18 protein-coding genes are annotated in these 20,463 nt (G+C 60.2%); 3 read left to right on the top strand and 15 right to left on the bottom strand.

What is annotated here, in order from left to right; all coding sequences use genetic code 11:
- The first annotated feature begins 20 nt into the window (after window positions 1–20).
- The 3 genes from ASC96_RS30275 to ASC96_RS30270 all read left to right on the top strand — a co-directional run bounded on the left by ASC96_RS30275 (window position 21) and on the right by ASC96_RS30270 (window position 3,246).
- Window positions 21–899, top strand: coding sequence for a 50S ribosomal protein L11 methyltransferase (locus tag ASC96_RS30275; protein WP_060506803.1), 879 nt, complete (start codon window positions 21–23; stop codon window positions 897–899).
- Entirely contained in the window at window positions 886–1,065 is a 180-nt protein-coding gene (locus ASC96_RS33115) for a hypothetical protein (RefSeq protein WP_156393892.1), read from the top strand. The genes ASC96_RS30275 and ASC96_RS33115 overlap by 14 nt, the downstream gene beginning before the upstream one ends.
- Before the next feature lie 345 nt (window positions 1,066–1,410).
- Window positions 1,411–3,246: an aminopeptidase P family protein gene (locus tag ASC96_RS30270; protein WP_060506763.1), complete on the top strand. Its 1,836-nt coding sequence runs from the start codon at window positions 1,411–1,413 to the stop codon at window positions 3,244–3,246.
- A 38-nt stretch (window positions 3,247–3,284) separates the two neighbouring features.
- Here ASC96_RS30270 and ASC96_RS30265 read toward each other — a convergent pair whose 3' ends face one another.
- The 15 genes from ASC96_RS30265 to ASC96_RS30195 form a co-directional block, all read right to left on the bottom strand.
- Window positions 3,285–3,596 (bottom strand): AzlD family protein, encoded by a 312-nt coding sequence (locus ASC96_RS30265; protein WP_060506762.1) that lies wholly within the window; start codon window positions 3,594–3,596, stop codon window positions 3,285–3,287.
- Window positions 3,597–3,598: 2 nt separating this feature from the next.
- Window positions 3,599–4,315 (bottom strand): AzlC family ABC transporter permease, encoded by a 717-nt coding sequence (locus tag ASC96_RS30260; protein WP_060506761.1) that lies wholly within the window; start codon window positions 4,313–4,315, stop codon window positions 3,599–3,601.
- A 182-nt stretch (window positions 4,316–4,497) separates the two neighbouring features.
- Entirely contained in the window at window positions 4,498–5,319 is an 822-nt protein-coding gene (panB, locus tag ASC96_RS30255; RefSeq protein WP_060506760.1) for a 3-methyl-2-oxobutanoate hydroxymethyltransferase, read from the bottom strand.
- 2 nt (window positions 5,320–5,321) lie between these two features.
- Window positions 5,322–6,197: a pantoate--beta-alanine ligase gene (gene panC / locus ASC96_RS30250; RefSeq protein ID WP_060506759.1), complete on the bottom strand. Its 876-nt coding sequence runs from the start codon at window positions 6,195–6,197 to the stop codon at window positions 5,322–5,324.
- Window positions 6,198–6,389: 192 nt separating this feature from the next.
- Window positions 6,390–7,136, bottom strand: a complete 747-nt coding sequence (locus ASC96_RS30245; RefSeq protein WP_060506758.1) for a fumarylacetoacetate hydrolase family protein — start codon at window positions 7,134–7,136, stop codon at window positions 6,390–6,392.
- A gap of 149 nt (window positions 7,137–7,285) precedes the next feature.
- Entirely contained in the window at window positions 7,286–8,287 is a 1,002-nt protein-coding gene (locus ASC96_RS30240) for an inorganic phosphate transporter (protein ID WP_060506757.1), read from the bottom strand.
- The gene (locus ASC96_RS30235) at window positions 8,287–8,931 is read right to left on the bottom strand and encodes a DUF47 family protein (RefSeq protein ID WP_060506756.1); all 645 of its coding nucleotides are present in this window, start codon (window positions 8,929–8,931) and stop codon (window positions 8,287–8,289) included. Before ASC96_RS30235 ends, ASC96_RS30240 begins: the two co-directional genes overlap by 1 nt.
- 106 nt (window positions 8,932–9,037) lie before the next feature.
- On the bottom strand, window positions 9,038–11,197 hold the full coding sequence (ligA, locus tag ASC96_RS30230) for an NAD-dependent DNA ligase LigA (protein ID WP_060506755.1): 2,160 nt from the start codon (window positions 11,195–11,197) through the stop codon (window positions 9,038–9,040).
- Window positions 11,198–11,280: 83 nt separating this feature from the next.
- Window positions 11,281–12,954 (bottom strand): DNA repair protein RecN, encoded by a 1,674-nt coding sequence (gene recN, locus ASC96_RS30225; RefSeq protein WP_060506754.1) that lies wholly within the window; start codon window positions 12,952–12,954, stop codon window positions 11,281–11,283.
- Window positions 12,955–12,988: 34 nt separating this feature from the next.
- A complete protein-coding gene (locus tag ASC96_RS30220; RefSeq protein ID WP_060506753.1) occupies window positions 12,989–13,855 on the bottom strand; it encodes an outer membrane protein assembly factor BamD in 867 nt (288 codons plus the stop codon).
- 201 nt (window positions 13,856–14,056) lie between these two features.
- A complete protein-coding gene (lpxC, locus tag ASC96_RS30215) occupies window positions 14,057–14,989 on the bottom strand; it encodes a UDP-3-O-acyl-N-acetylglucosamine deacetylase (protein ID WP_060506802.1) in 933 nt (310 codons plus the stop codon).
- Between the two features lie 346 nt (window positions 14,990–15,335).
- A complete protein-coding gene (ftsZ, locus tag ASC96_RS30210; protein WP_060506752.1) occupies window positions 15,336–17,117 on the bottom strand; it encodes a cell division protein FtsZ in 1,782 nt (593 codons plus the stop codon).
- Between the two features lie 93 nt (window positions 17,118–17,210).
- Window positions 17,211–18,542, bottom strand: a complete 1,332-nt coding sequence (gene ftsA / locus ASC96_RS30205; RefSeq protein WP_060506751.1) for a cell division protein FtsA — start codon at window positions 18,540–18,542, stop codon at window positions 17,211–17,213.
- Window positions 18,539–19,471: a cell division protein FtsQ/DivIB gene (locus tag ASC96_RS30200; protein ID WP_060506750.1), complete on the bottom strand. Its 933-nt coding sequence runs from the start codon at window positions 19,469–19,471 to the stop codon at window positions 18,539–18,541. Before ASC96_RS30200 ends, ftsA begins: the two co-directional genes overlap by 4 nt.
- Window positions 19,459–20,397, bottom strand: a complete 939-nt coding sequence (locus ASC96_RS30195) for a D-alanine--D-alanine ligase (RefSeq protein ID WP_060506749.1) — start codon at window positions 20,395–20,397, stop codon at window positions 19,459–19,461. The genes ASC96_RS30200 and ASC96_RS30195 overlap by 13 nt, the downstream gene beginning before the upstream one ends.
- Between the last annotated feature and the right edge of the window lie 66 nt (window positions 20,398–20,463).

Raw genomic sequence — 20,463 nt, 5'->3', positions numbered from 1 at the left:
TTGCCGACAAGGACAAAGACATGGCCGACCTGCGCCTCTTCATCACCACGACCGAAAAGCTCTCGGAAGTCGTTTTGGATTTGATGACCGATGCCTTCGAGGACGAAGGCTATGCCATCGCCACCATGGAAATGGACGAGAAGAAGGATATCTGGGAAGCCTCGCTCTATATTGACTTCGACGAAGAAGATGAAATGCGGGTGCGCTTTGCAGGGGTTCTCGCAGATCAGTTCCCGGATGCGGTGATCGAGCGGGAAGTCATTCCGGATGTCGACTGGATTGCCAAATCGCTGGAGGGCCTGTCGCCGGTGCGCGCCGGACGTTTCCTCGTGCACGGATCCCATGACCGCGACAAGGTCAAGCCGAACGATATCGCTATCGAGATCGACGCCGGCCAGGCCTTCGGCACCGGTCATCACGGCACGACGGCGGGTTGCCTTGAAGTGATCGAAACCGTCATGCGCGCCCGTAAAGTTCGCAACGCGCTCGATCTGGGCACTGGCAGCGGTGTGTTGGCCATAGCCGCCCGCAAGATCAAGCCCGTCCCGGTTCTGGCAACCGATATCGACCCGATCGCCACGCGCGTCGCCGCCGAGAATGTCAAGCGCAACGGCATCGCCACCGGCGTTACCACGATCACCGCGCCCGGCTTCCACTCGCCGGCCTTTGCACAGCACGGTCCGTTCGACCTGATTATCGCCAATATCCTGGCGCGTCCGCTGATCAAGATGGCACCGCAGCTCGCCAGCCATCTGGCACCGGGTGGTTCGGTCATTCTTTCAGGCATTCTTGCGTCACAACGCTGGAAGGTGCTGTCGGCCTATAACGGCCAGCACCTGCGCCATGTCCGCACCATCTGGCGCAACGGCTGGGTGACGATTCATCTTGACCGTCCGTGACGGAGGGTTTTCTAAAGCCTTAAAAAGGAAAACCCGCCTGTCCGTCATGGACAAGCGGGTTTTTCAATACAAAGGCGATGCCGAAGCACCGCCCGCTGACCGGCAAGCCGGTCATGTCCGCGAGCTTGAGGAGGAGGAGCGCTCAAGCGGACTCTTCACAGTCTGAAATTGGCCACCCGGGAGGGAGGAGGAGAAGGATGACCAACCATGTTCAGACCGTGCAGCTCTTGCCTTTCGGCATTCGCGTGAACAACAGATTTGCGTCCGTGTTCGTTGAGTGGGTTTATAGACTATTTTGAAAGCAGGTCTAGCCGCATTGCAGCATGGGTGCCATGCACATGCTGCATACGTTCCACAACACGGAAAAATCGTTCAACAAAAACTAGGCAAGAAAGACGGGCTTTCGCAGCGCTGGTTGTTTCCGCTAGACTGTCCGCACCCTCTTGAGGAATCGATCTGCCTCGCATAGCGCGATCCCGGTCCCGGCTCCTTCCCATCGCAGGAAAAATCCATGTTCCAGTCTTTCGCAGTCACTTCCACACCTCAGTTTGGCAAGGAGCGTGTCAATGCGCTGCGCGCCGCGCTTGCCGCCCTGAACGTCGATGGCTTTCTGGTTCCGCGCGCGGACGAATTCCAGGGCGAATACGTGCCTGCATCGGCCGAACGCATGTCCTGGCTCACCGGATTTACCGGTTCCGCCGGCGTTGTTCTCGTGACGCAAAGTCAAGCGGTTGTCTTTGTGGATGGCCGCTACGTCACGCAACTCAAGGAGCAGGTCGACGGCAGTGTTTTCACCGGTGGGGACCTCGTCGGCGAACCGCCGCATCTGTGGCTGGAACACAATGGTAAAAAAGGCTTCCGCCTCGGCATCGATCCGTGGCTGCATACGGGTGCCGAAGTCCGCAAGCTGGAAAAGGCCCTGGAAGGGCTCGGCGGTTCGCTGGTCTTCCTCGACCACAATCCTCTCGATCGCCAGTGGAAGGACCGGCCGGCCGCACCGCTTGGCCGCGTCAAGATCCAGCCGCTCGATCATTCCGGCATTCTTGCCAAGGACAAGCTGACAGCAATGGCGGCAGAGATCGCCAAGGCCGGTGCCGACGCTGTCGTGTTGACCGATCCATCGTCGATCGCCTGGACCTTCAATATCCGCGGCAGCGACGTGCCACATACGCCACATCCCCTCGCCCGTGCCATTGTCCATGCTGATGCAACGGCCGAACTGTTCCTCGACAAGCGCAAGGCCGGGATCGAGGAGGAAGCCTACCTCACCCAACTCTCCAGCCTCGAGGCACCGTCTTCCTTCGACGACAAGGTCGCAGCCCTTGCGGCAACCGGTAAGACGATCATGATCGATCCAGACCATGCACCTTTCGCGCTGGCCGAACGCATCCGCGTCAGCGGTGGTACGATCATCGAAGCCATCGACCCTGCCCGCCTGCCCCGCGCCTGCAAGAACATTGCCGAGCTTGAAGGCTCGGCCCGCGCCCATCTGCAGGACGGTGCCGCGATGGTCGAATTCCTCGCCTGGCTTGACCAGACACAGCCGGGGACGATCTCCGAGATCGCTGCCGTTGAAAAGCTCGAAGCCTGCCGCGCGGCTGTCGGCCAGCGGATGCAGAACCCGCTGAAGGATGTTTCCTTCGACACCATTTCGGGCGCTGGCGAGCATGCGGCGATCATGCATTACCGGGTTACCACCGAAAGCGACCTTACCATCGCCGATGGCACCATGTTCCTGATCGATTCGGGTGGCCAGTATGTCAACGGCACCACAGACATTACCCGCACCGTCGCGATCGGCACCGTACCGCACGTGCAGCGCCGCTTCTTCACGCTGGTCCTGAAGGGCATGATCGCCATCAGCGTTGCCCGCTTCCCGAAAGGCTCGCGCGGCATCGACCTCGATCCGCTGGCGCGCATTGCCCTGTGGAAGGCGGGCGCCGATTTCGCCCATGGCACCGGCCACGGCGTTGGCTCCTATCTGTCGGTCCACGAAGGTCCGCAGCGCATTTCCCGCGCCTCGATGCAGGAACTGCTGCCCGGCATGATTCTCTCCAACGAGCCCGGCTACTACCGCCCCGGCTCCTTCGGCATCCGCATCGAGAATCTCATGCACGTATTTGCGGCCACCGAAATCGAGGGCGGCGACCTGCCTATGCTGGGCTTCGAAACACTCACCTTCTGCCCGATCGATCGCCGCCTGGTCGTTACGGCCCTGCTAACAGACGAGGAACTGTCCTGGCTGAACGCGTACCACCAGGAAACGCAGGAAAAGCTCTTGCCGTTGATTTCGGATGAGGCGGCGCAAACCTGGCTGAAAGCGGCGACGGCACCGCTCAATCGCTAAAAAAATCCGGCCCGCTTCGCAAGGAGCGGGCCTTTTTACTAGACCAGCAGATGCCGGATCGCCATGACGACGAGCCAGCCAGCCAGCAGCATCCAGAGCGATGAGTAGCGCAAACCCACGGCCAGAGCGACAAGCATGGCCACAGCCACGTCCCAGCCGCCGGAGAGGAAGGCGGGCGCAACCAGTGTCGATAGCACGGCTGCCGGCACCGCGTTCAACGCCGCTTCCATGCGCGGCGGGATACGTTTCATCTGCGTGATCATCACATAGCCGCCGATGCGGGTGAGAAACGTCGCAACAGCCGCAGCGAGGATCACGTAGATCAGGTGCATGTGTTCTGCATTATCCATGATCAGACCTCATGCTCCAACGTCACCGGTTCCTCATGCCGTTTCGACAGCGGCATGCAGGCGGCAAGCAGGATACCGGCGATAGCGCCGATGCTGACATGCCAGGGCGAGCCGACGACATGCATGGCCGCAATCGAAGCCAGCGAGCTGACCGCAACGACCGGCAGCCAGTTGTCGCGCTTGCGGAACCCGAGAACCAGCCCCATGAAATAGATCGGCAGCAACACATCGAGACCGATGGCCTTCGGATCGCCGATCATCTGCCCGAAGATCGCGCCAAGCAGCGTCATGATCTGCCAGGGCAGATAGATGATCATCCCGAACCCGAGATACCACGCAAAAGTCACCGGCTCGCCGCGCTCCGCCCGCTTTTCCGTCTCGGCATATTGCGGATCGACCAGCAGGAAGAAAGCAAAGAACTTCTGCAGTCCGGAGAAATGGCGGATATGCCGGGCGATCGACGCTGAATAAAGAATATGACGGAAATTGACGGCGAATATCGACAGGACAATCAGCCAGGGCTGAACATTGTGACCGAACAGTTCCAGGCCAACCATCTGGCTGGCACCGGCATAAACCGTGGCGCTCATGAACACCGCGTCGAAAACGGAAAACCCGTTATCGACCGCCAGCGCTCCGAACAGTGCCCCGAAGGGCGCGGCGGACACCATGACGGGAAACCCGCCACGAACGCCCTGCCAGAAATCATCTTTTGTCATTGAAGGAAACTTTCCGGAGTGACGGCAGCCATCGGCTAGGTCACACGTGCCGAGATGCGTTCATGATGGAACGCACAGATAGGTCCGGCGGACCTATCGAACAATTCAATAAGATTGATGCAGTGATCCAAATTTCTGATCAGACGGAAGCCGGGGCAACGCCCGGCCCGTCCTTCAACGCCTCAGCGCTTGACCTGAAACGTATGCTCGATGCCGGGAAACGTCCGCGCCTTGACCTCGTTGGCATAGGCCTCGAAAGCGGCTGACATCTGCGGTGCGAGTTCGACGAAATGCTTGACGAAACGTGGCTTGAAATCGCTGAAAATACCGAGCATGTCGTCGGTCACGAGTATCTGGCCATCGCAGGCTGGCGATGCGCCGATACCGATGGTCGGCGCGCGTAGCGCTTCTGTAATCTCGCGTGCCAGGGGCTCGACCGTACCTTCGACGACAATTGCAAAGGCACCGGCATCGTCGATGGCCTTTGCGTCGCGCCTGATCTTGGCTGCTTCCTTGTCGTTGCGGCCGAGCGAACGGTAACCGCCCATCGTATTGACGAGTTGCGGCATCAGGCCGACATGGCCGAGCACCGGAATACCACGCTGGGTGAGGAAATCGACGGTTTCCGCCATCTCCGCGCCGCCTTCGAGCTTGACGGCGCTGCAGCCGGTTTCCTTGAGAATGCGGGCGGCACTCTTGAACGCCTGCTCCTTGGATTCCTGATAGGAACCGAACGGCAGGTCAACGACGACGCAGGCCTTTTCGGACCCACGCATGACGGCCTGGCCGTGAGCGATCATCATATCAAGGGTCACGCTGACGGTCGAATCAAGACCGTAGAGAACCATACCGAGGGAATCGCCAACCAGCATGAAGTCCACATGCGGATCCAGCAATCGCGCAATCGGCGTCGTATAGGCCGTCAGGCTGACGATCGGCCGCTCGCCCTTCAATGCTTCGATATTGCCGGGGCTCAGGCGCCGCTTTACTGCCTGTACACTCATGCTTATGCCACCTTTGCAAATTTTGCGGTTTTTGGGCTGAAAACCCGGTTATCGAGCAACTTGGTGCTCCCGAAGCGGATAAAAAGCAACAGAAGAACCGGTTTCTCGCTGATTTCCGTCAATTCATGAAGGGTTTCGGGGTCGCGCAGAGCGACCACCTCGGGCTTTGCCAAAGGCTCGGATGCGATGAAATCGCCTACTGCCTTTTCAAGTGCTGCCACATCCATCACGCCACCGGCAATCAGCCGTTCGGCCTCATCGAGCGCCTTCGGCACGATTGCCGCAGCCGCCCGTTCGGCCGGCGTCAGGTAGACGTTGCGCGACGAGCAGGCGAGACCATCGGCTTCGCGCACCGTCGGCACGCCGACCACCTCGACCGGCTGCGCCATGTCCTCGACCATGCGGCGGATGATCTGCAACTGCTGGAAATCCTTCTCGCCGAAATAGGCACGATCCGGCTGGACGATATTGAACAGCTTGGTAACGACCGTGGCGACACCAGCGAAATGTCCGGGGCGAACCGAGCCTTCCAGCTCGCTGCCAAGCGTCGGCACATCGACGACCGTTTCCATTGGCCGCGGATACATATCGCTCACACCGGGTGCAAAGAGAAAGTCAGCGACGCCTTCAACCAGCATCGCCTGATCACGAGCAAGATCGCGCGGATATTTGGTCAGGTCTTCATTGGCGCCGAACTGCAGCGGATTGACGAACAGACTGACGACGACGATGTCGTTTGCCGCGCGGGCGCGGGCGACCAGTTCCATGTGGCCGACATGCAGATAACCCATGGTCGGAACGAGACCGATGGTTTTTCCGGCGCGGCGATGGCCGCTCAGGCGGGCGCGCAGATCGGCAATGGTTGTGATTGTTTCCATCTCGGGATCCTCCAATCCGCAAGCATGCCACCTTGTTCACGGCGGCTGGCCTTGCCGGTTTTCGCTGCGAGCATCCGCATGAAACCCGGCGCGGCTTTCCTAACGTGTGCAGTGCAAAAAGACAATTCAAGAATTGAAGGCAGGAATTGTCACGAAGAGAAACAGGCTCCGGTTGCCCCGGAGCCCGCCCCTTCATTTGCTGCGGGTTTCGACCGTCTGCTCGATCGCACCGAAAATAGAATGCCCCGTACGGTCGTTCATCTCGACGCGAACGACGTCGCCCAAAGACAGGGCCGAGGTGACGAGGCAGGAGCCGGTTGCAACAATGCTACCCGCGATCAGCGGCCGCTTACCTGCAGCCGCTGCCACAGCGGTGGCACTGTCCTTCACGCTGCCTTTGCCACCCTCGACCGGCTTGCCGTTGAGACGAACAAGCAAGGAAAGATCCGCGCTTTCGTCCAGTTCGTCCGGCGTAACTGCCACCGGCGAAAACGACGAAACAGCACCGGCACCATCAGCCGAAACATCGTTGGCGAGCAGGATGAGAAGAACAGCCTGCTTTGCCGCCTCGGCATCCGCCTGCACACCCACGTCATCGACAATGACGGCGAGTTGAGCGGTCGTGGACAGTTTCGAAGCCCCCTCCCTGATCGTGACGGGATCGCGCGGGCCGGTAAAACCACCGGAGCCGCCAGCCCAGAAAAACGCGCGCGGCAACGGTGAAGCAGCGTCGTGTTCATGAAACCGCATGGTGGGCTGCGCGCCGGTCTCGAGGCCAATGGCAACCCGCGCCAGCCGGGGTCCGGCGTGCGCCCAGTCATCGATCGCGGCTTGAAGGGTGCGGGCGATATGGCCGACTTCCGAGCAGCGGGTCAGATCCTTGGAAACGACGACGAGTTTGCCGTCGCGGGTACTGTCTTTCAGAGTGGCCAGTTTCATCGCTTGCGTGTTCCTCGGGTTCTGGTTGACACCGGCAGTTCTTTGACCGCCTGCCCCATAGGATACTATTTGGCGGCGGGTGTCGCGCCGAATTTGCGATCGGGAAGCCATAGCCGCCTTTCGACGGCTATGGTCAATCGCCTCGCCGACTAGAGCAGCCCCACCGCGAAATAGAACAGCGCGGAGATCAGCGCTGCCGCTGGCAACGTGATGATCCAGGCGATCAGAATGTTGCCCGCCAGCCCCCAGCGCACTGCCGAGACGCGTCGTGCCGCACCGACACCAATGATGGCGCCGGTAATCGTATGCGTGGTCGAGACCGGAATACCCAGCCATGTCGCGGCAAACAGGGTGATCGCCCCGCCGGTTTCCGCGCAAAACCCCTGCATCGGATTGAGCTTGGTGATCTTCGAGCCCATCGTGTGGACGATCCGCCACCCGCCGAACAGTGTGCCGAGCGCCATGGCCGACTGGCAGGTGATGACCACCCAGAACGGCACGAAGAACGTGTCGCCGAGATAGCCTTGGCTGAACAGCAGCACCGCGATGATGCCCATGGTCTTCTGCGCATCGTTGCCGCCGTGGCCGAGCGAGTAGAGCGAGGCGGAAATGAACTGCAGGCCGCGAAAGCTGCGATCGACGGCAAACGGCGTCTGGCGCAGGCAAACCCAGGACACGATCAGCACAAGCAGCAGCGCCAGCATGAAGCCGATCATCGGCGACATGAAGATGGCACCGACGGTTTTCAGAAGGCCGGTCAGAACGATCGCGTCGCCCCCGGTCTTGGCAAGGCCCGCACCAACCAGCCCGCCCACCAGCGCATGAGACGAACTGGAGGGAATGCCGAAAATCCAGGTGACGATGTTCCAGATGATCGCCCCCATCAAGGCGGCAAAGATCACCTGCGGCGTGACGATGGACGGATCGATGATACCGGTTCCGAGCGTCTCGGCAACATGCAGGCCGAAGAACAAGAAGGCGATAAAGTTGAAGAACGCCGCCCACATGACGGCATATTGCGGCCGCAGAACCCGCGTCGAGACGATCGTGGCGATCGAATTGGCGGCGTCATGCAGGCCGTTGAGAAAATCGAAGAACAGCGCAACGCCGATCAGGGCGATAAGCAACGGCAAGGCGAGGGTCGCGTCCATCAGACGTTCTCGATCACGATGCCGCTGATTTCATTGACGACGTCCTCGAAACGGTCGACGACCTTTTCCAACTCGCCATAGATTTCGCTACCGATGATATAGGCCATCGGGTTGGAGGTGCCGTGGCGGCGGAACAGGTCCTTGAGGCCCTCGTCATGCAGCTGATCGGAACGCCCCTCAAGCCGGGTCACTTCCTCGGCAATGGCGGTCAGCCGCGGTACGTTGGCGCCGATGCGGTCGAGCAGCGGAATGGCTTCGGCAACCAGCCGGGCAGAATCGATGATCAGAACGCCCATTTCGCGCATGCCGGGATCAAAAGTCTTCTGCTCGAACAGCCGGATGGTCTTCACCGTCTTGTGCATCATGTCGATGGCATCGTCCATCGACTGGATCAGGTCCTTGATGTCACCGCGATCGAACGGTGTGATGAAACTCAGCCGGACCGCAAGCAGGACGTCACGGGTGATCGCGTCAGCCTGGTCTTCCAGGGCGATGATCCGGTCGCAATGGGCATCAAGATCACCCTCGCCGGCAAGCAGAGCTTTCATCGCCTCGGCCGCGCCAACGACCGTGCGCGAATGCGCCTCGAAAAGCTCGAAGAACTTGTCCTCGCGCGGCATCAGCTTGCGAAACCAACCCAGCATTGTTCATCCACCTATCTTCGCGTTGTCACGAAACTGTCATAATCTGGCAGCCCTCATAGAGAAGACAGGGGATCGAGGAAAGCATTTTAAGGCAACGGAAGGGCGATTACCCACCGATTAGGACGAACCAGCCATCCTCATCGGTGGTTTCGACGCCGAGTTCGCGGGCTTTTTCCAGTTTTGAGCCGGCGCCGGGGCCTGCGACCAGAAGATCGGTCTTCTTCGACACGGAGCCCGCAACCTTGGCTCCCAACCGCTCGGCCATGGCCTTGGCTTCGTCGCGGGTCATCTTCTCCAGCGATCCGGTGAACACGACAGTCTTGCCCGCAACCGGGCTGGAACTTGCCACCGGTGCCTCCGCATCCTGCGGCGTCACCTCATCAAGCAGGCGCGACACGACATCCATGTTGCGCGGCTCCTTGTAGAATTCAACGATGGCCCGCGCAACGACATCACCGATGCCGTCGATCGTATTCAAGTCGCTCCACGCCTCCGAGGTGATATCGCTGGCCGCCTTCATCGCGTCAGCGAAGGCTGTGTAACTGCCGTAGGAACGCGCCAAAAGCTTTGCCGTGGTTTCGCCGACATGGCGAATACCGAGCGCGTAGATCAGCCGGTGCAACGCCACCTGGCGCCGGTCATTGATAGCATCATAAAGTTTGCGGACGCTGACCTTGCCGAACCCGTCGATATTTTCGAGCTTGGTCAGGGTCGAGCCATTCTGCCGTTTCTCCAGCGTGAAGATGTCCGGCGCGGTCTTGATCGACAATGCCGGGTCCTCGGCCTCGAAGAAGAAGTCGATCTGCTTCGATCCCAACCCTTCGATGTCGAAGGCATTGCGCGAAACGAAGTGCTTCAAGTGCTCGACCGCCTGGGCCCGGCAGACGAAGCCGCCGGTGCAGCGCGTGACGGAATCGAGTTTGCCGGTCTTCTCGTTTCTCTCGCGCACGGCGTGACTGCCGCAAACCGGGCAAACTTTCGGAAACTGATAGCGCTCCGCCGCTGCTACGCGCTTTTCCATCACCACATCGAGCACCTGCGGGATGACATCCCCTGCCCGCTGGACAATCACGGTATCGCCGATGCGGATATCGTGGTCCTCTTCCCGAATACGCTCACCACCATTGCCGATGCCTTCGATATAATCGGCATTGTGCAGCGTCGCATTGGTGACGACGACACCGCCGACCGTGACCGGCGTCAGCCGCGCCACCGGCGTCAGCGCACCGGTACGCCCCACCTGGATGTCGATATTCTCGACTGTCGTAAATGCCTGCTCGGCCGGAAACTTGTGTGCGGTTGCCCAGCGCGGCGAACGCGAGCGAAAGCCCAGCCGCTGCTGCAGGTCCAGCCGGTCGACCTTGTAGACGACACCGTCGATATCATAGTCGAGGTCGGGGCGCTTGAGACCGATGTCATTGTAATGCGCAAGAATCGCATCGATCGACGACAAACGCTGCATCAGAGGATTGACCGGGAACCCCCAGCGCTTGAACACCTCGACCATGCCGAACTGGGTATCGGCTGGCATCTCCGAAATTTCGCCCCAGGCATAGGCGAAGAATTTCAGCTTGCGGCTGGCGGTAATGGTCGGATCAAGCTGACGCAACGAGCCGGCGGCCGTGTTGCGCGGGTTGACATAGGTCTGCTTGCCCTCGGCAACCATCTGCGCGTTCAGCGCCAGAAAGTCGCTCTTGCCCATATAGACTTCACCGCGAACCTCAACGATTGCAGGCGCACCGGCCGGCAGGGTCTGCGGGATTTCCATGATGGTGCGGATATTGGCTGTGACGTTCTCACCGGTCGTGCCGTCGCCGCGTGTCGCAGCACTGACCAGCCTGCCGTTTTCGTATCGCAGCGACATCGACAGGCCGTCAATCTTCGGCTCTGCAGTGAAAGCGATCGAATTATCCGGCAAAAGCCCGAGGAACCGGTATACGCTGCCGATGAAGTCCTGCACATCCACGTCGGAAAACACGTTGTCGAGCGACAGCATCGGCCGCGCATGAGTGATCTGCTGAAAAATGCCGGAGGGTCCCGCGCCGACCTTGCGCGACGGGCTGTCGGCCCGCACCAGCTCCGGAAAATGCGCCTCGATCTCCTCGTTGCGCCGCTTCAGCGCGTCATAGTCCGCGTCCGAAATCTCCGGCGCATCCTTGCCGTGATAGAGCGCATCGTGTCGCGCCAGTTCGGCCGCCAGCCGTTCCAACTCTGTTACCGCATCTTCAAGCGTCAAATCTTCAACGGCAATGGATAAGGTCGACATGCTGGGACTCCTGATTTGAGAGTCGTTTTAGAGAATTTTGGGGGAATGGGAAGATGCTCCCTATCCTTCACCGGAGGGTAGAACTACCCATTCCCAGCCAACAAACTCGCCGCAGCCGCCCTTGCCTCATCCGTCACCGAGGCCCCCGCCAGCATGCGGGCGATCTCTTCGGTACGGGCCTTGTCGTCCATGCGGGCCACACGGGTGGCAATCGTTTCGGACTTTTCCGCCGAAGGCCCCTTGGAAATCAAGAGATGCGTTGCGGCCCGCGCTGCCACCTGCGGCGCGTGGGTGACCGAAAGCACCTGGACGGTTTTCGACAACCGCTTGAGCCGCTGGCCGATGGCATCCGCCACCGCACCGCCAACCCCGGTGTCGATTTCATCAAAAACGAGCGTCGGCGCGGAGCCCCGATCCGCGAGCGCCACTTTGAGCGCCAGCAGAAAGCGCGACAGCTCGCCGCCGGATGCTACCTTCATGATCGGGCCGGGCCGCGTGCCAGGGTTGGTCTGAACGTGGAACTCGACCACATCGATCCCTTCGGCGGCGGCAACATCGGGATCGGAGGTCACTTCCACCATGAACCGGGCACGCTCGAGCTTCAACGCGGGAAGCTCTGCCATGACGGCGTCGGACAGTGCCGTCGCCGTGTTGCGACGCTTGGCCGACAGAGCCACGGCTGCCGCGTCAAAGGCACCCTTGGTCAGGCCAAGTTGAGCTTCCAGCTGCTTCAGCTTTTCTTCGCCGGCATCCAGATCAGCAAGATCGGAGATCATCCGCACGGCCAGCGCCGGCAACGACGTCACCGGTACGGAATATTTGCGGGCTGCGGCGCGCAGCGCAAACAGCCGCTCCTCGACACGCTCCAGTTCCTTCGGATCGTATTCGGTCTTGCGCAGCGCCGCCTCAACGGCCATCTGGGCGTCGGAAAGCTGGTTGAGGGCTGCGTCCAAAAGCTCGACAGTCTCTTCAAGAAGACCTGGCGCTTCGTGGCTTTTGCGTTCCAGCCTGCGCACCATAGAGGCAATCAGCGGAACCGGTGAACCGTTGCCGTTGAGAAACTCGCTCGCTTCATTGATGTCGACAGCGATGCGCTCGGCCTTCATCATCCGCGAACGGCGCTCGGCAAGATCGTCTTCTTCACCATCCTGTGGCGACAGCGCTTCGAGTTCTTCGACGGCGGAGCGCAGATAATCGGCCTCGCGGGCAGCTGCCTCGACCTTGTCGCGGTGCTTCTTCAACGTCCGCTCGGCATCCTTCCAGATGCGGTAAAGCCCGGACACCGCCTGCGCTTCCTCGGCAAGACCACCGAAGGCATCAAGAAGGGTGCGGTGGGCGTGAGTGTCGACAAGGGCGCGGTCGTCATGTTGGCCATGGATTTCGACCAGCAACTGGCCTGCCTGGCGCATCAACTGCACCGAAACCGGCTGATCGTTGACATAGGCCTTGGTGCGGCCATCGGCCGATTGCACCCGGCGGAAAATCAGGTCGCCGTCATCGTCGATACCGTTTTCGCGAACGAGAAGCCGGGCCGGATGTCCCATGCCGACATCGAAGACCGCCGTCACCTGCCCCTTGTCGCCACCGTGGCGAACAAGCGAACCGTCGCCGCGCCCACCGAGCGCCAGCGACAAACTATCAAGCAAAATGGATTTTCCGGCGCCGGTTTCGCCGGTCAATACGGACAGGCCAGCATCGAAGGACAGGTCAAGCCGTTCGATCAGGACGATATCGCGGATCGAGATCTGTGAAAGCATCCCGGTTCAAATCTCTTCGTCTTGGGTCCTGTTTCTAGGCGCCCAGAAGCTTCTTGCCTGCTCGCGAAATCCACGAGTTGCCGTTTTCACGCGGTTCCAGACCGCCGGTCTGCAGGAGCTTGTAGCTGTCGGCATACCACTGGCTGTCAGGATAGTTGTGTCCGAGAATGGCGGCGGCGGTCTGCGCCTCGCTGGTAATACCCATGGCGAAGTAGGTTTCGACCAGACGCGCCAGCGCCTCTTCGACCTGGTTGGTGTTCGGATAGGATTCGACGACCGAACGGAAGCGCGTGATTGCGGCCAGATATTCCTTACGCTCGAGATAGTAGCGGCCAACCTGCATTTCCTTGCCGGCCAGCTGGTCCTTGGCAAAGCGCAGCTTGGCTTGCGCGTCCTCGACATATTCGGAATCAGGATATTTGGTAATGACCGCCTGCATCGCCTCGATCGTCTTGAAGGCCGGCTTCTGGTCCTGCGTCACCGCCGGGATCTGTTTCGAATAGGCCAGACCGACAATATATTGCGCGTAGGCTGCATCTTCGGATTCGGGATAGAGGTTCAGGTACCGGCTCGCCCCATTTATAGCGTCCTGGTACTGACCGTTGCGGTAGTTGATGAAGGAGCGCATCACCAGCGCCTTGCGGGCATATTCCGAGAAGGGATGCTGCTGGTCGATCGCGTCGAACTTGCGCGCCGCTTCCGTCGTCTTGCCCGCGTTCAGGTTGGCAAGGCCCTGATTGTAGAGTACTTCCGGCGGGTCTGTCTCGGCGGCCAGCTTTGTAATGTCGATGTCGGGATCGTTCTGGCAGGCGGTGATCAAAACGCTACCCGCACAAGCCGCAAGCGTAATGACAACAACACGTGCCATCTTCTTCAATTCAAACTGGCCTGCAATTACCATTCGTAAATCCCAACTCCCGCACCGGTAAGAATACCGCCGCCTATGAACCGCGTTTTAGATCAAGATGCAACAAGACCGCAACGTCATGATGATTGATTAACGCAATTTTGTGGCAGTCCCGTCATGAAAAAGCCGGTCAAAAGACCGGCTCTCATCAAACATCAGACCAGATTTTCCCTTTCAGGAACAAGTAGCTGCGCTTTACGGCGCATTGACGGCAATCACTTCCCGCGGCGCAGAGCGTTGGCGCTGTGTTGCTGTCTCGACGATTTCATAGGCGGTCGGATCGCTCATCAGCGCCTTCAGCGCGTTGGCATTCATCTTGTGGCCACCGCGATAGGACCGGTAGCAGCCAATGAACGGCGCACCTGCCAAAGCCAGGTCGCCCACGGCGTCCAGCGTCTTGTGGCGGACGAACTCGTCCTTGTAACGCAGGCCTTCCATGTTGATGACGGTGTTGTCATCAGCAATGACGACCGAATTTTCCAGCGACGAACCGAGACCGCGACCGGCAGCCCACATACGCTCGACATCGCGCATGAAGCCGAATGTGCGGGCGCGCGACAATTCCGTCTTGAAGACCGCCGGAGTAATGTCGCCCTTCCAGGCCTGACGGCCGATCAGCGGGCAATCGAAATCGATCTCTACTTCGAAGCGCATGCCGTCATAGGGCGTGAATTCCGACCAGGAGGCACCCGATTCGATACGCACTGGCTTCAGGATGCGGATATAACGGCGCTTGACGCCCAGCGCCTTGATACCGGTCTGCTCGATAGCGTCGATGAACGGCGCGGAGCTTCCATCCATGATCGGCATTTCGGCGCCGTGCACTTCGATCAGAAGATTGTCGAGGCCGAGCGCATAGATGGCCGCCATCACATGCTCGATCGTAGCGATCGAGGTGGCAGGCGAGAAGCCGAGGATGGTGCAGAGATCGGTGTTGCCGACCTGCGAAGAGACCGCCTTGAATTCGCTGATCGTCTGCTCACCGGCGACGCGCTGAAAAACGATGCCGCTGTCTGCTTCCGCTGGATGAAAGGTGATCGCTACCTCGGCGCCAGAATGTACGCCCGTGCCGCTCAGAGTTACAGAGTGTGCAATCGTTGTCTGAAATCCAAGCAGTCCAATTCCCAGTCCCATGCCTATCGCCTTCAAATGCTACGTGGCGTTGCCGCCGAATGTCTCGATAGGACAAGAGTTGTGCGCTTTCCAAAGCCGCAAGCCACACCGTCGGGAAGCGAGGTCTTGCCGTCACCGCCCGGTCCAATATGCAAGCTTTCGCGTTTAGAATCGCAATGCTGTCCCATCAGTTCTGATTGTGAAGATAATTGCTGTGGTCCGTCATTCCAAATCACTGTTTCTTTCGCTTTGTTACGCGACGCACACAAGGTGCTTAGATATTGGAAGAATTCAATAATTCATAAAAAATGCCCGGGCGCAAACCCGGGCATTTCGGCAAGGAGGAAGGTGGGTAGAAAAATCAGTTCGACTGGCGGCGCAGGAACGCCGGGATTTCGAGCTGATCGTCTTCATGTGCACGCGGCTGCGAGGCAGCGCGGGCACGGTCATCGAGAGGAGCAGCCCGGCGCGGCGCATAAACGCTGGCTTCGGGCGACAACGGACGTCGCTGCTGCGAGGCAGCGGCCGGCGCACCGGAGGTCATGTCGGCAGCCACATCGTGGCTTTCTTCTTCGCGGCGTGCGAGCGAATTGGTGATCCGCTTGAGCAAGCCCATCGGGCCGCGCTCTTCCTGCTGAACCGGCTGTGCGCGATGTTCGGCTTCGGCCTTGACCATCGGCGGGAAGTCTTCGACGCGCGGCATGCGAACCTGCTCGGCCTGCTGGCGGATTACCGGAGCGGCGGGCTCCTGGCGAACCGGAGCCTGGGCGACGGGCTGCTGGTAAACCGGCGTTTCGATCGCACGCTGAACCGGAGCGGCGGCCTGGACGACAGGCTGCTGTTCAACCGGTGCAGCACCCGCGAAAAGCTTGCTCTGCGGACGGAAATCGTCCTGAGCCTGCTGAACCGGCGCAGTTGCGCCACCGCGCGGCATCGACAGGAACAGTTCGCGTTCCAGTTCGGCTGCACGGATGGCTTCGGCAATCGAATCACTCGTCTGCTGAACCGGCTGGGCGGCCTGCTGCTGCTGAACGACTGGCTGCTGGGCAACCGGAGCCGGCTGCTGAACGGCAACCGTCTGCTGGACTGGCGCTGCCGGGATTGCGATGGACGGACGAACGATCGGCTTGGCTGCTACCGGACGAAAGTCGGCATTGCGACCGGCCACCTCCGCAGCGGTCCGATCGATACCCGTTGCCACAACCGAAACGCGGATGAGGCCTTCGAGTTCTTCGTCGAATGTCGCGCCGAGGATGATGTTGGCGTCCGGATCCACTTCTTCGCGGATACGGGTTGCTGCTTCATCGACTTCAAAGAGCGTTAGGTCACGGCCACCGGTGATCGAGATCAACAGGCCCTGAGCACCCTTCATCGAGGTCTCGTCGAGCAGTGGGTTGGCGATTGCAGCTTCGGCAGCGGCCATTGCGCGGCCTTCGCCGGATGCTTCGCCGGTCCCCATCATGGCGCGGCCCATCTCGCGCATTACGGAGCGGACGTCCGCGAAGTCGAGATTGATCAGGCCTTCCTTGACCATCAGGTCGGTGATGCAGGCAACGCCGGAGTAGAGAACCTGGTCGGCCATTGCGAACGCATCGGCGAACGTGGTGCGGTCATTGGCGATCCGGAACAGGTTCTGGTTCGGAATGACGATCAGGGTGTCGACGGACTTCTGCAGTTCCTGGATGCCCATGTCGGCGAGACGCATGCGGCGCTGGCCTTCGAAGTGGAACGGCTTGGTAACGACGCCGACCGTCAGGATGCCCTTGTTGCGGGCAGCCTGGGCAACGACGGGAGCAGCACCGGTACCGGTACCGCCACCCATGCCGGCGGTGACGAAGCACATATGTGTGCCGTTGAGGTGATCGATGATTTCATCGATGCACTCTTCAGCCGCCGCGCGGCCGACTTCAGGCTGCGAACCGGCACCCAGACCTTCGGTCACGGCAACACCCATCTGGATGATGCGCGAAGCCTTGGTCATGGTCAGCGCCTGGGCATCGGTGTTGGCGACGACGAAATCGACGCCTTCGAGGCCTGCCGTGATCATGTTGTTAACAGCATTGCCACCGCCCCCGCCAACACCGAAGACGGTGATGCGGGGCTTCAGCTCGGTGATATCCGGCTTTTGCAAGTTGATCGTCATTGTTCCCGTTCCTTCCTGGTTTCTGGCCGCCTTGCCGAGCCGGCCAAATCACTAAATCCCGTATTGCATCCCGTCAGCATGAAGCCGAAGGGCTCAAAAGCTTTCCTTCAGCCATTGACCCATCCGGGCGATACGGCTGTTGTTTCCTGCAAGCGACGAGAGCAGACCGCCCTGCGCCGCATGTGTTTCCATGTCCGCGACTTGCGGATAGATCATCAGTCCAACGGCCGTCGAAAAGGCCGGGCCTTTTGCCGCTGCCGGCAATCCCGAAACGCCGAGCGGACGGCCGATGCGGACGTTGCGGGCGAGAATCCGGCGTGCCGATTCGGGCAGACCGGTCAGCTGTGCAGCGCCGCCCGTCAGAACGACACGCTTGCCGACGATCGGCGAGAAGCCGGACCGCTGGATACGGTCGCGGATCAGTTCCAGTGTTTCCTCGATGCGAGCCCGCACGATGCGCGAAACCAGTGCGCGCGGCACATGTGTCGGCTGATCGCGGTCGTCCTCGCCGATCGGCGGAACGGAAACGATGTCGCGCTCGTCGGCGCTATTGGGCAGTGCCGAACCATGAACGACCTTCAGGCGCTCGGCATCTTCGATGCGGGTCGAAAGACCGCGTGCAAGGTCTGTGGTGACATGGTGACCGCCAAGGCTGATCGCATCGGCATGAACAAGCTTACCTTCGGCAAAGACCGAGATCGTCGTGGTGCCGCCACCCATGTCGATGGCGGCGCAACCGAGTTCAACCTCGTCATCGACCAGAGCCGCAAGACCGCTTGCATACGGTGTCGCGACAATGCCTTCGACCGATAGATGCGCACGGTTGATGCAGAGTTCGAGGTTCTTCAGTGCAGCGCGTTCGGCGGTCAGCACGTGCATGTCGACACCCAGCGCATCGCCGAACATTGCGAGCGGATCCCGGATGCCGCGTTCGCCGTCGAGCGAGAAGCCCGTGGGCAGCGAATGCAGGATGACGCGGTCCTGGCGCAGCGACTGCTGGCCGGCAGCCGCCAAAACCTTCTTCAGGTCCGCCGAATCGACTTCCTGGCCACCGAGATCGATGGAAGCGGTGTAGATATCGCTTTGCAGACGGCCAGCAGAAATGTTGACGATCAGGCTGTCGATGGTCAGCCCCGCCATACGCTCAGCGGCATCGACGGCGAGACGGACGACGCTTTCAGCGGCGTCGAGATCGGCAATCACGCCATTCTTCATGCCGCGCGATTTGTGGTGGCCGATACCGATGATTTCGATCGAATGGGTGCGGCCCGGCAGGATTTGGCTTTCGGCGCGCGGCGTCAGCCGGCCGATCATGCAGACCACTTTGGTCGAGCCGATATCGAGCACGGAAACGACATGCGACCGCTTGGAAGAAAGCGGCTTCAGACGCGGCAGCCCAAAATTCGAGGAGCCGAAGATGCTCATGTACGGCCTTCCTTTTCCTGCTTCTTCAACAACTTCGTGCGGGCTTCCAGAACAGTCTGACGGCGGGCAGCGGCTTCCGGGGTCAACTGGATCGTGGTGCGATCCTCCAGCCTCAGATCGACCGCAGCAATGTCACGTTCAAGCAGTTGCTGCCCCTCTTCCATCGTCGAGAGCACCTGCATGGCGCGGTCCAGATCGTGCTCGGGCAGTTTGATGGTGATGCCGTTGTCGAGCATCAGATCCCAGCGGCGGCCAGCTACGCGAACATAGGCTTTGACCCGCTTGCTGATTTCCGGCCATTGCTCGAACCGGGCGTAAAACGCGGCGGCTGTCGTCTCGGCGTCACGGCCGACGAACAGTGGCAGTTCGGAGAATTTGTTGTCGCGCAGCGGCGCAATCACGCTGCCGCTCTTTTCGATCAGCGACAGATCGGTGCCATGCTGCCAGATGCCGAACGCCTTGCGCTCCTTCAGACTAACCTCGATCGTGCCCGGATAGACCTTGCGCACGGCAACGTCTTCGACCCAGGGCATTTCGCTGATCAGCTTGCGCGCCACGCCGATATCGAGGGCAACCAGCGAAGTTGCACCATCAAGCCCAAGTTGCTGCAGGATGTCGATTTCCGAGGTCTGGTCGTTGCCAGACACCTTGACGTCCTCGATCGCAAAACCAACGGCCGTGGTGGTCGTCTGGGCAAAATCCTGACTGTGACCGCCGAGCGACATGCCATAAAAACCGGTCGCGGCGAAAAACGCCACAGCGGAGACTGTGCCGGTATACGGCATGAAGTGGATGCGGCCCGTTCCAAGACTGACAAGGAAACGCACAACACGGCGCAGCGGCCGCGGCAGAACGCGCTGACCATCAAGATCAACCGCCTCCAGCGGAGCCCGTCCTCTTGCTGCTTTCCTGCCCTTCAACGCAAACACGACGCGTCCTCCACGATCCACTTGAGGAATTCACCAAACGTATGGCCTGCATGAACGGCCATTTCAGGGACCAGAGAGGTGGGAGTCATTCCGGGCTGAGTGTTAACCTCCAGCCAGATAAGCTCTCCTTCTGCAGAGAAACGGTCGTCGAAGCGGAAGTCGGAGCGGCTTACGCCGCGGCATCCAATCGCCTGATGCGCCATGACTGAGAGTGTTTGTATTTTTTGGTAAATATTTGGTAAAATATCTGCCGGGATGACGTGTTTTGAGCCACCTTTCACATACTTTGAATCGTAATCGTAGAAGGCGTGTCCCTGCGGTATCACTTCAGTGACACCAAGCGCCGTATCCCCCATGACGCCACAGGTGAACTCGCGGCCATGCACGTAGCGCTCGACCATGACCCGATCGCCATAGCGCCACTCGCTGGACGTAACGATCTGCGGCGGATGCGACTGATCTTCCTTGACCATCACCACACCGAAGCTCGAGCCCTCGCGAACCGGCTTGACGACATAGGGCGGCTTCATCGGATGAGCCGAGCCGAAATCATGGCGATCCATGACGCGCGCCTCAGCAACAGGAATACCGGCAGCAGCGGCAACAAGCTTAGCCTGCGCCTTGTCCATGGCGAGAGCCGAAGCAAGAACGCCGGAATGGGTATACGGAATCTCAAGATATTCGAGGATGCCCTGGATGGTACCATCCTCACCGAAAGGGCCATGCAGGGCGTTGAAGGCAACATCGGGACGCAGATTCGCCAGAACGGACGCGACATTGCGATCGACGTCGATTCGGGTGACGCGGTAGCCCTCGGCCTCCAAAGCATCGGCGCACGCAGCCCCGGAAGACAGGCTCACCGGCCGCTCCGAAGAAAATCCGCCCATTAGGACAGCCACATGCTTGCTCATAAAAACCCCCGACATTACGCCAGCCTTACAAATCGCTGCTTGCGCCTAGCTTGTTGACACAGACGAGTCGCGTCTTTCAGG

Source organism: Rhizobium sp. Root1204, assembly GCF_001424965.1.
Lineage (GTDB): Bacteria > Pseudomonadota > Alphaproteobacteria > Rhizobiales > Rhizobiaceae > Pararhizobium.
Note: the sequence above shows the minus strand (reverse complement) of the source record. Positions and strands in the feature narration are given on the sequence as shown.